At 38.0% G+C, this 12258-nt stretch carries 9 protein-coding genes and 1 other RNA gene; 7 read left to right on the plus strand and 3 right to left on the minus strand.

What is annotated here, in order from left to right; translation table 11 throughout:
• Positions 1-5 precede the first annotated feature (5 nt).
• The 7 genes from ACVWYG_RS09365 to kduI all read left to right on the plus strand — a co-directional run bounded on the left by ACVWYG_RS09365 (position 6) and on the right by kduI (position 8760).
• Complete coding sequence (locus ACVWYG_RS09365; protein ID WP_457269934.1) at positions 6-1136, plus strand: phosphotransferase enzyme family protein; 1131 nt, start codon at positions 6-8, stop codon at positions 1134-1136.
• A gap of 307 nt (positions 1137-1443) precedes the next feature.
• Positions 1444-3597, plus strand: coding sequence for a glycoside hydrolase family 88 protein (locus ACVWYG_RS09370; RefSeq protein ID WP_457269935.1), 2154 nt, complete (start codon positions 1444-1446; stop codon positions 3595-3597).
• Between the two features lie 167 nt (positions 3598-3764).
• The gene (locus ACVWYG_RS09375; protein ID WP_457269936.1) at positions 3765-4829 is read left to right on the plus strand and encodes a substrate-binding domain-containing protein; all 1065 of its coding nucleotides are present in this window, start codon (positions 3765-3767) and stop codon (positions 4827-4829) included.
• A 256-nt stretch (positions 4830-5085) separates the two neighbouring features.
• Complete coding sequence (locus tag ACVWYG_RS09380; protein WP_457269937.1) at positions 5086-5760, plus strand: carbohydrate-binding family 9-like protein; 675 nt, start codon at positions 5086-5088, stop codon at positions 5758-5760.
• Positions 5761-5791: 31 nt separating this feature from the next.
• Positions 5792-7072 carry a sugar MFS transporter gene (locus tag ACVWYG_RS09385; RefSeq protein WP_457269938.1) on the plus strand — a complete coding sequence of 427 codons (1281 nt, stop codon included), beginning with the start codon at positions 5792-5794 and terminating at the stop codon, positions 7070-7072.
• A gap of 63 nt (positions 7073-7135) precedes the next feature.
• A complete protein-coding gene (locus tag ACVWYG_RS09390; RefSeq protein ID WP_457269939.1) occupies positions 7136-7897 on the plus strand; it encodes an SDR family oxidoreductase in 762 nt (253 codons plus the stop codon).
• Positions 7898-7929: 32 nt separating this feature from the next.
• Positions 7930-8760, plus strand: a complete 831-nt coding sequence (gene kduI, locus ACVWYG_RS09395; RefSeq protein WP_457269940.1) for a 5-dehydro-4-deoxy-D-glucuronate isomerase — start codon at positions 7930-7932, stop codon at positions 8758-8760.
• 41 nt (positions 8761-8801) lie between these two features.
• Here kduI and ACVWYG_RS09400 read toward each other — a convergent pair whose 3' ends face one another.
• The 3 genes from ACVWYG_RS09400 to ffs form a co-directional block, all read right to left on the minus strand.
• The gene (locus tag ACVWYG_RS09400; protein WP_457269941.1) at positions 8802-10886 is read right to left on the minus strand and encodes a hypothetical protein; all 2085 of its coding nucleotides are present in this window, start codon (positions 10884-10886) and stop codon (positions 8802-8804) included.
• 311 nt (positions 10887-11197) lie between these two features.
• The gene (gene fsa, locus ACVWYG_RS09405) at positions 11198-11866 is read right to left on the minus strand and encodes a fructose-6-phosphate aldolase (protein ID WP_457269942.1); all 669 of its coding nucleotides are present in this window, start codon (positions 11864-11866) and stop codon (positions 11198-11200) included.
• Between the two features lie 91 nt (positions 11867-11957).
• An RNA gene (ffs, locus tag ACVWYG_RS09410) (signal recognition particle sRNA small type) lies at positions 11958-12057 on the minus strand.
• Positions 12058-12258 lie beyond the last annotated feature (201 nt).

Below are 12258 nucleotides of genomic sequence, written 5' to 3' on the forward strand. Positions count from 1 at the left end.
AATCTATGAATACCTCCAATTTTACATCTTTAAACATTTGCAAACTAGTTGAACAATTTTCTATCGAGGGTGCGTTTGAAAGCTATAAGCCCTTCGGATCTGGACACATAAATGATACATTTTTAATAAAAAATTGTTCAGAAAATTGTCCAGATTATCTCTTACAGCGGATAAATCATGCTATTTTTAAAGATGTGGCCTCGGTGGTCGAAAATATCTCTAAAGTTTCCGCCCACCTCGCAGCCAAATTAGCGGTAGAATTTAAAACAGATAAAGGTCGAGAGCAGGTTCTCACATTAATTCCAACGACTCAAGGAGCATTATTTTTTAAAGATGGAGCGGGTAATTTTTGGAGATTATATCAATTTATAAAAGATTCTATAAGTTACGATCTCGTGTCATCTACTAAGCAGGCTTATGAAGGCGGCGAAGCATTCGGTCGTTTTCAACGCATGCTATCAGATATGAATCCTGATTTATTAACCGAAACATTGCCAAACTTTCATAACATTAAATTTCGTTTAGAAAATTTTGAGGAGGCTTTGCGGAAAAATAGCAAGGGCAGAGTTGAGGAGGTTGCAGTGGAAATTGAGTTGGTAGAAAAGCAAAAAAAATTTATGTGCACCTTGTACAATATGGGACAACAAGGACTACTGCCAAAAAGAATAACTCATAACGACAGCAAGTTTAACAACATTCTATTTGATAAAGAAGACAACGTAATCTGCATTATTGATTTGGATACCGTGATGCCCGGCTATATTGCTTACGATTTTGGAGACGCCATTAGAACGTTGGTAAATACAGCTGAAGAAGATGAGCCAGACTTAACAAAAGTGAAGGTAGACCTAATGTTATTTAAGGCATACACCAAAGGCTATTTTAAAGAAGCCATTAATTTTTTAACCGAACAGGAAATAAAATCTTTATATCTGGCAATTTTTCTATTTCCATATCTTCAGGGCCTACGCTTTTTAACAGATTATTTAAACGGCGATACTTATTATAAGATCGCATATCCAGCACATAATTTAGTAAGAGCAAGGTCGCAATTTCAACTTCTAAAAAAGCTCATGGAGAAAAAAGTAGCATTGGAAACCATTTTATACGAAACCCAAAATAGCTTGGCAAGCTGATCAAACTCATTCAATAGTCTTTTTCTGTGAAATTTATTTTTGCAGACGCTTTGGCATTTATCCTCACAATGTTTGCTCAAGTTATCAATAGCAAGTGATTGAATGTTTTCCGAGCGTACTAGCGGTTTGCAAAATCTGAAAAAGGATTCGTTTTTTTTATTGAAATTAGCTCGATTTTTTCTGCTTCTACGTTAGAAATAGTTTGGGTAGATTGCCTTCTTTGATTACTCAACTAAAATACATTTGTTTAAAACCTACTATTTTGAGAAAAAATTTATTAAACTTTTTTAGACTCAGTTTATCCTTAATGTCTTTAACGATGTGCGCTACCGTTTACGCACAAGGAAGTTTTCAGCCAGACAGTATCATTTATGTCATGAAAAAAACTGCCGATTGGCAATGGAAAGAGTTGAAAGAGAACGGTTGGAGACATTCAAAAACAGATTGGACAAACGGAGCGATGTATGCCGGGATGGTTGCCTTAGCCAAAGTTGTAAACAACAACACCTACTATAATGAACTGATTAAAGTTGGTAAGGAAAATGATTGGGGGTTGGGATCGGAGCGCTTTTTTGCGGATGATTATTGCGTAGGGCAAACGTATGCTCAACTTTTTACAGTATTTAATGACCCCGACTATATTGCTAAGTTTAGAGCAAGAGCGGATACTATCGTCTCTTTACCTCATACAGAGTCCCTTCTTTGGAAAAATAACGTCCAAAATAGAGAATGGGCCTGGTGCGATGCTTTATTTATGGGGCCGCCATCGTTAGGATATCTTTTTCAAGCGACGGGTGAAAAAAAATATATAAATACAGCATCTAAATTGTGGTGGAAAACGAGCGATTATTTATACGACGATAAAGAACATCTTTTTTATCGCGACAGCAGATATTTTGATAAAAAAGAAAAGAACGGAGCAAAGGTTTTTTGGAGTCGAGGAAACGGCTGGGTAATGGGCGGTTTGGTTAGGATTCTCGAAGTGATGCCAAAGAACCATCCCGATAGGAAAAAATTCGAGAAGCAGTTTGAGGAAATGTCAAAAAAAATAGTTTCGCTGCAGCAAAAAGATGGTTCTTGGCATGCAAGTTTGTTAGATCCTGCAAGTTTTCCAGTTAAAGAGACCAGTGGAACAGGATTTTTTGCCTATGCTTTGGCTTGGGGGATTAACCACGGTTTGTTAAGTTATAAAGCGTATCATACGGCTGTTCAAAAATCGTGGAATGCGTTGATTAGTTCCATACATCCTGACGGAAAGCTCGGCTTTGTACAAGCGATAGGTGCAGATCCGCAAAAGGTAACGTATGATGATAGTGAGGTGTATGGAGTTGGTGCATTTTTGTTAGCGGGAAGCGAAATCTTCAGAATGGAACTGAACAAGAATTCTGGACTGTTAGTTGGCGTTGAAAATACCTTAGCAATTAACCGGATGGCGCAGACAGTGGAAATTTCTTGGGAAACAATTGCGAAGAAAAACAAACAATTAAATGAGGCGAATGCAATTGTGTTAGATGCCCTCACTGGCGAACAGGTGCCATCACAGGTTATTTACAACGGCTCGACAAAGCCGCAAGGATTAATTTTCCAGGTGAATATTCAACCAGGAACCGAACGCTTCTTTAACATTAAATCAGGACATAGGGACAATTATCCCGTAAAAGTTTATGGTCGGCAGGTGCCGGAACGATTTGATGATTTTGCTTGGGAGAATGATCGGATTGCATTTAGAATGTATGGCGCTGCCCTTGATAGTCAGAAAGACAATGCCAAAGGTATTGACGTTTGGTCTAAAAAAACCTCTCGACTTATTGTAAATGAGTGGTACAAAAAAGGTGACTATCATGTAGACCATGGACAGGGTATGGATGGTTATGATGTTGGCATTTCCTTAGGTGCGGGCAATTCAACGCCATTTATTGACGGAAAATTTGTTTTTTCATCCAACTACAACGTTTATAAAGTTGTAGATCAAGGACCAATCCGTTTTACTTTCGACTTGGTCTATAACGCTTGGGATGTTAACGGCGAAAAAGTTAGCCAGCGCAAACGCATCTCTCTAGACGCTGGAAGTAGCCTGAATCAAATTGTAGACAATTATCAATTCAGCAGCAAAAAGCTGCCTATCGCAACAGGATTAACTAAACACAATGATGACGGAAAACAAAAGATAGACACGATTAACCATTACATAAGTTACTGGGATAAAACAGCAGGAAATGTTGATAACGGAATGATTGGAGTCGGAATAGTATTTCCTGAAAATGAACACGTTAAGTTAGTAGATCAAGCTGGTCATCTTTTAGGACTAAAAAACATCGATAAAAATAAAACCTTTATTTACTATCAAGGTGCTGCCTGGAACAGAAGCGGTTTGTTTAGTCAAGAAGGCGATTGGCTGACTTATTTGAAAAACTTTAGCCAAGGATTAGAAACTCCATTGGTGATCGAATTTAACTTTTAAAAGGCTTTTTTCGCTGATTAAATAAACTCGTTTCCGAGAATTAAAGTGGTTTTTGCATCATTGTATCAATTATAAATGAAAGTAAAGTTGACGAACAGCCAGCATTTGATATAAATACGATATAATTTTATACTTTCGCTTCTCTAAGCCAGTTGCATACCTAAAACATGAACGACAAGATCATCACTATAAAAGACATCGCATTAAAAGCAAAAGTTAGTGCAGGAACAGTAGATCGGGTGTTGCATAAAAGAGGGAAAGTCGCGCCGAAAGTGGAAGAGAAAATACTTCGAATTATTAAGGAAATGGAGTATGAGCCTAATATTATCGCCCGTGCGTTAAGTTCTAAAAAGAAATTTGTTGTTGCTGTTCTTATTCCTGATGAGACTTATGACCCTTATTGGTTTGCTCCAAAATCTGGTATAAAGCAATCGTTAAAGGAACTGAAACAATTTGGCTTGGAAGTAAAATTCTACTTTTTCGATCCTTATTCTGCTGTTTCATTTACGCAACAGGCAAATGAAGTTACGATGATGAACCCTGATGGCATTATTTTGACACCTATTTTCCATCGTGAAACATTACCGTTCTTTCAAAGTTGGAAAAAAGCTGACATCCCTTTTGTGTTGTTCAATACAGAAATACCCGATTTCGAACCACTTAGCTATATCGGTCAAGATTCATATCAAAGCGGCTATTTGGCGGGCAAGTTGATACATTACGGCTTGGCAGAACCATGCAGCATTCTAATCGCCCATTTTGATGAAGAAACAACGAATGCAGCTCACCTAGAAAAAAAAGAGCGAGGTTTTAGAAATTATTTTCTCCATAACAATCTATTGCAAAAATACGAGATTCTTAAAGCAGATATCACTCGTCCTAATTATGCAAGCTTAGTCTCCCAGTTGGATGATGTTTTTGAGTCAAACCCGAACATTAAAGCTGTTTTTGTAACCACTTCAAAGTCCTTCGAAATTGCAAGTTATTTAAATCAAAAGCATAAGCATGATGTGCACGTGGTTGGATATGATTTGTTGGCAAAAAATCTACATTATCTAAAGAATAATACCATTGATTTTTTAATCAATCAAAATCCAAAAGGACAAGGCTTCTGGAGCCTTAAATTATTGGCAGATAAATTGATTTTTAACAAGGAAGTTCCTATGCTCAAATATTTGCCCTTAGACATCATTACTAAAGAGAATGTAAATTATTTTGTTGAAGAAGCTTAATTCGTCATTAATCGAAATAGGTTAAACCCACAATCTTTGATGCTTATTCGTTTACTTTGTGTGTTCGCAAACAATTTATTTTTTTGTTTGGACTAAAGGTTGTATTTTAGCTATTGTTTACGGACACAAACGACATTTTTTTTGAACAAATAGAGCAGCTATTTAAAATCGAGTAAGACAGGATTTATCCTATGTCAACTCGTTTTTTTCTAAATCTGATGCTTTTTGAAAGAATTATTGTACAATACGTGCACGGATGGGTATTAACATTATTTTCTTCACGATCATGCCAAAACAAATTACTATTCCTTATTATTCTTCCGAAGAAATGTCTATTGACATGCTTAAAAAGGCACTAGGTAAAAATGAGGCGCATAAAATTGATCAAAACTCTTGGAATCATAACTTTGACGGTAAAGCTCAGTTCGATATTGGATATCTGGACAACGGATTGTTGTTGAAATTCGATGTGATTGAAGAGCACATCTCAGCCATTTATAACAGACCCAATGATCCTGTCTATAAAGACTCTTGTGTTGAACTTTTTATTGCTTTCGATGGTGATGAAAACTACTATAATTTCGAGTTTAACTGCAAGGGAACGTGTTTGGCCGGCTTTGGTACATCAAGAACAAATCGAACCCTGATAGATATTAGAAATTTGAAGAGTATTGAGTCGTCTGCAAGTTTCAAATCGGTGTTATTCAATGGTAAAACAATGATCAAGTGGGATTTAACTTTAATTATACCGAAATCTGCTTTTCAGTTTCATCATATCACCTCGTTTAAAAATAAATCTGCAAAGCTAAATGTGTACAAATGTGGCGATGACCTGCCCAAACCTCATTACCTCTCTTGGAATCCTATAACTAATGTTGCAATGCCAAATTTTCACCTTCCAGAATATTTTGCCAACGCTATTTTTAAATAGACGATAAAATGAAACCAACCAAACAGAACCTATGTCTATAACAAATCCTTCTTCCGTCCAGTCTCCTAATAAGGGGGTAAATCCAGTAATTATTATCGGCGCCTTATTTTTCGTCTTCGGATTTGTTACGTGGCTTAATGGCACCTTGATACCCTTTTTGCAGCTCGCCTGCGAACTAAATACTTCACAAGCGCTATTGGTAACCTTTGCTTTTTACATGGCTTACTTTTTCTTGGCCATTCCATCATCTTACATTTTAAAACTTACGGGGTTTAAGAATGGAATGTCTTTGGGGCTTTTTGTGATGGCGCTAGGTGCGTTGATTTTTATACCCGCTGCCAATGTGCGTTCTTTTCCGCTTTTTCTTGTCGGGCTTTTTGTACAAGGAATGGGCTTAGCTTTATTGCAAACGGCATCTAATCCATACATTACCATTGTTGGACCTATAGAAAGTGCCGCAAAAAGAATTAGTATAATGGGCATCTGCAATAAATTGGCGGGCGCATTGAGTCCACTTATTTTGAGTGCTTTGGTACTCAGCGGAGCTCAGGCAATAGAGGATCAGGTCAAGGTGATTTCAGATCCGGTCCAAAAAGAGGTTTTGTTAAATGCATTAGCCCAGCGCGTGGTAATGCCATATATTATTATTGCTGTTGTTCTGACCTTACTCGCCTTGTTGATCAGGTATTCCTCCTTGCCAGAGATAGATACCGACAAAGATCATATCGGTGACGATGGCGTCATAGTAGCTCCAAAATCGAGTGTGTTTCAATATAGAAATCTTACGCTCGGCGTCATCTGCCTATTTTTATATGTTGGTGTGGAAGTAATGGCTGGTGACGTTATTGGGAGTTATGGTAAATCGTTGGGTATGAGTTTAGACAAAACCAAAATATTTACCTCTTATACATTAGCTTCCATGGTTGTTGGATATATTATTGGAATCATCTGCATTCCTAAGTACATCAAACAAGAAAAAGCATTGATGATTTCTGCCCTTGTGGGTATATTATTTACGGTTTGTGCATTTTTAACTTCAGGTTTTACAAGCATCGCATTCATAGCTTTACTAGGCTTGGCAAATTCATTAATGTGGCCTGCAATATTTCCCCTCGCAATTAAAGGGTTAGGCAAATTTACAAAGATTGGCTCCGCGTTACTGGTAATGGGAATTGCAGGTGGAGCAGTTCTTCCACAAATTTATGGCGCATTAGAGGTAAATCTAGGCCCCCAAGTTGCTTTGGTAATAAGTATGGTACCATGTTATGCCTACATCTTTTTTTATGCTGTAAAAGGACATAAACTAACTTAAAGTTTCTTCGATTCGTTTTTTAGTGACTATTTTCGGTTTTATGCAATTAGCGAAAACTGAAACATGACCATATTCGATTTAGTAGGAAAAACTGCTCTGGTAACAGGTTGTAACAAGGGAATAGGAAAAGCAATGGCTGTTGCTTTGGCAGCAGCAGGTGCTAACATCATCGGTGTATCCGCAAAGATGCCTTTGTCTGGCGGCCAAACAGAGGTTGAGGTGCAAAATCTTGGTAGAACTTACAGAGCTTACCAATGTGATTTTAGCAATAGAAATTCTTTGGAATCTTTCATTGAAAAAGTTAAAGCTGAAAACCCAATTATTGACATTCTGGTTAATAACGCAGGAACGATACAACGGGCGCCTGCGTCAGAACATTCAAATGATTATTGGGACAATGTAATGTCCATAAACCTTGATGCCCCGTTTATCCTTACCAGAGAGATCGGCAAGGAAATGATTAAGCGAGGCTCTGGTAAAATTATTTTCACTGCCTCCTTGTTAACTTTTCAAGGTGGGATAAATGTACCAGGCTATGCGGCAAGTAAGGGCGCTATAGGCAGTTTGGTTAAAGCATTTGCAAATGAATGGGCCGCAAGAGGGGTGAATGTTAATGCAATTGCACCTGGTTATGTAGCGACAGACAATACAGAGGCGTTGCGAAAAGATGAGGATAGAAGCAATGCAATTTTGTCTCGGATACCTGCAGAAAGATGGGGAACTCCAGAAGATTTTGGTGGTGTAACAGTTTTCCTCGCCTCTAAAGCAGCAGATTATATCCACGGTACCATCATTACCGTTGATGGAGGATGGATGAGTCGTTAACATATTTGGTTGAACATTTTTAAAAAGAAAACATGCAACAGAGATACCACAACAGTCAGAAAGAAGTAAAGGGAATGAATACTCAGGAACTGCGCAGTCAATTTCTTATCGAAGATCTGATGAATGCAGGCGCGATCAACTTTACTTATAGCCACTACGATAGGATTGTGATCGGCGGCGCGGTACCTATGACCGATGACCTAAAACTTGAAAATTTTTCGATGTTGAAAGCGGAATACTTTCTGGAAAGAAGGGAGTTGGGTGCGATAAATATTGGCGGTGCAGGTTCCATCAGGGTGGATGGAAAAACCTATAACCTTAACAAAAAGGATTGTCTATACGTTGGCAGAGGAAATAAAGAACTCATATTTTCGTCAAAGGATGTAGAAAATCCTGCGCAATTTTACATCATATCTGCCCCAGCCCACAAAGAATATCCAACCACCCTAATGAAAGGGGAAGAGGCCAGTCCTGTAGTAATGGGATCTGCAGAAACTTCCAACCTGCGAACCATAAATAAGTACATCTATGGCCATGGAATTCAAAGCTGCCAATTGGTTATGGGATTAACTGTTCTTGAAACAGGAAGCGTTTGGAATACAATGCCCGCACATGTGCACGATAGAAGGATGGAAGCGTATTTTTATTTTGATCTCGCAACCGAACAGACTGTTTTCCACTTCATGGGAGAACCTGAAGAAACTAGACACATCACCATACATAACCATCAGGCAGTGATAAGTCCGCCGTGGTCCATCCATGCGGGCTGTGGTACCTCAAATTATTCTTTCATTTGGGGAATGGGAGGGGAGAACCAAGATTATGGGGATATGGATCCTGTGAAAATTGCGGAGTTGAAATAAAAATATCGATCTATTATCTTAACTTTAATAAATTATTCAAATCACTTCAAATAAACAGTTTGCGTAAAAGCACCATTCGCAGCAATGTCCCAAACTTCCATTCTAATCCATTTTCTCCCCTTTAAATTCAATTTTCGTTTGATGGTTTTATCACCAAAAGCTTCCGTTTCGTTAAGGTTGATTTTATCGCGGTAGACTTTATTTCCATCTCCTGAAACCAATTCCGCATAATTTAAAGGAAAGGTCCAATTTATGTTAAAAGCAATAGTCGCCTCCCCTGTTTTTGACAGCTGAACTGTCTGTCCAGAACTACCATCATTTACCGTAAAAGAGGGGATAAGCACTTCTCCGGTGGTAGAGAAAAAATCGCCATTTTTAATGACATCGAGCACAGGTTGCCAACCCTCCTTAAAAGGTGGAATTTTGTCCATTTTTAAATAGTTCACATTCAAATGCGCATACATCTCGTTTTCTGGCTCGATGGTGAAAATATCACATTCCGCAAGCACAGTCTTTTTTAAACCCCAGTTATTCATGTCATCCATCAAATCTAATACACGTTTACTTAAAGTTTGCAGAGAAAGGTCTGCCGGAATATTTTTCCAAGCGGCTCCTAGAAATGTGCTCGATTTGAAAAAGTCTTCATTTTTATAAGCGTCTGGATAACCGGTTGATGCTTTTGTCCTTGCATGGGCAGTCCAAGCCAAACCGCTCTCAATTTCTAACAGTTTTAGCATATCCACCTTGTCTCTAATGTGATACACTTTTCCATATTCGGCATCAATGGTAACAAACGGTATATTTTGTGCTCTGCTCATTATCCAATACACGGGTTTAGGAAAAAAAGCCAACCAATGTCCACCATAAAAATTATTGGCTTCTTCTCCGGGCAGCAACAAAAATTGCTTAGTTGATAAGCGCTCACACTGTTCAAACAACGTTTTAAGCTCTTTTAAGCGTGTACTATCGGGCCCTTTTGGATGTCCCGGTCCGTGAAATTCGGCTAAGTGCACAATATCAACTCCAGTTTCTTTAAAAACTTTCACGAAATTTGGCTCCTCAGGGATAGGTTTGCCAGCCAAAACAACATCAGATATAAACTCATTGTGAAAATGACTTTCCATTGTTTTGTATCCTGGAAGACCGACGTACTTATCTTTATGGGTAAATTTTTTCACTTCCTCAAGCGTTAATTCAGGATTGTCTTTGCTCAGTAAACAGAAAAAGTTTAATCTTTGCTGCGTTTTTGGTGGAGCGTTAAACCAAGGAACAAACCGGTTATCACCTTGCAGCTCTTGTCTAATTCCTATGCCAAATTCAGGAATCATCTGTCGGTAATTGCGGCCATACCAGGTAAATTTTAAATTAAAAGCTTCGTCTAGAGGATAAAAATATTGGTGTGGTGCGGGGAATATTGCTAAACTCCCTGTAGAAGATTGTCCGATAACGGTTCGGTATTTTACCGCTAGATTTTTGCTTGTATCTGCCTGATTTGCGTGTACATATTGCATTTTCTTATAAACATCAGACCAAGCAATAGCGCTCCAAGGTTGCTTTTTGCTTACCAATCCTGCATCGTATAAAATTGCTGTCGAATCAACATCAGTCGCTACAATTCCGGCAATGTTAAATAATGGGCTGCCATTGTATACTGTGATTTCGAGCAGCCCCTTAAAATTCGGAGCCTTTAGCTTTCCCAAACTAATAATGGTGTGTGATCCAACCGATTTTACGCTTGCTGTATTTTCCTTTTCTAACGTTAAATTGTATGATTTATGGGGTTTTGAAGGTACTTTGTCGAAAAACACATCCCAACCGCCGCTTTTTGGGTCGAGTTTACGTTTTCCAACACTTAAAATGAATGCTGGATCAAGATTTTTCGCAATTTCGACAAAGGATTTCGAGTTTCCTATTTGCAAACTTTTAAATAACGGATTTGAGTTTCGCACATCTAAAATCATCTTCCCAATTTCCCGATTACCTATCGGCCAAGTTATCTCTAAATATTGACCGTTGGTTTTAACAGCAGCGCCATTTGCAGCATTGAATTCTGTAAGATTTACGTTAGGCTGGGCATTTACTGCGACTGTAAATAACAGCGAGCAAAGTAAGATTTGCATCTTCATAATATTTTGGTTAGTCGGTTTTAAGGCTTCCGGTAATACTACCCAATTAAATTTAGGAACTGGTATTATTTGCAATTATCTTTTTCAATTAAGTTAGAAAGGTATGTGCGTATTTTTTGAATAGATGATTTTTTTGGTAAAATAGGATAGCGTATGAAGATCTAAATCATGGGGATTTGTAACGTTTATATCTGTCGTTTTAATGAAATTATAATTGATTCTGCGCACGATCAAATGCGTCAGAAAAATTGACCGCCAGTAAAAAAGCCTGAACATTTTGCTCAGGCTTTATGTTATTTTAACGATTAAATTTATTTCTGAGCGTTTTCGCCAGCTTTTTTATGATCCGCCAAAAACGTTGCCAAACCTTTATCGGTAAGTGGGTGGTTTAACAAACCTAAAATAGCGCTTAGAGGAGCGGTAACTACATCTGCGCCAATCTTAGCACAATCTATAATATGCAATGGTCCGCGGATAGACGCTGCCAAAATTTCACATTCGTATCCGTAGTTGTCAAAAATAGTTCTTATGTCCTCAATCAATAATAAACCTTCGCTTCCTATGTCATCCAGGCGACCTAAAAATGGCGAAACATAAGATGCACCAGCTTTGGCGGCGACCAAAGCTTGTCCGGCAGAGAAAATTAAAGTTGTATTAACTCTTATTCCCTTAGAGGATAAGTATTTGATCGCTCTTACACCATCCTTAATCATGGGTATCTTTACTACAATTTTAGGATTTAACGCAGCGAGTGCTTCGCCTTCTTTAATCATCTCGGCATAAGTCGTAGAAATAACTTCCGCACTTACGTTTGCATCTACAATTTCGCAAATGTCTTTATAATGCTTGTTTACTTTATCGTCTCCTGTTATACCTTCTTTGGCCATTAAAGAGGGATTAGTAGTTACACCGTCTAAAATGCCAAGTTCTTGTGCTTCTCTAATTTGATCGAGGTTGGCTGTGTCAATAAAAAATTTCATGTTTTTAAATTCTTAAAATGATAATTAGGTTCAATGTAGAAACCCTGAAGAATTTTCAATTCCCCCTTCAGGGGGTTATAGGGGGTGAAAAAATGGGCAAGCACCTCTTATCGCACCGCTACAACCTTCTACCCTTGCTGCGTTCCCACCCTGGGGGAGTTCGAAGGGAGCTGGTCGTAAAAGACTTGCCCGCCACAAAGGTAGCAAAACTACTTAGGTTACAAAACACAGTCCTTTAAAAATTGTTTAAAATTTATATGTTGTTGATTAGTAAAGCAATAAATTTCAAAACTTACAAATTGGCTAAATTCCTTTTAAAGCCATTTTTAGTAAATTGATATATTTGTAAATAATTAATTGATAAATTCCATAATCGGCAAGAAAATTGTTTT

The sequence above is a fragment of the Pedobacter sp. UYEF25 genome, assembly GCF_054061655.1.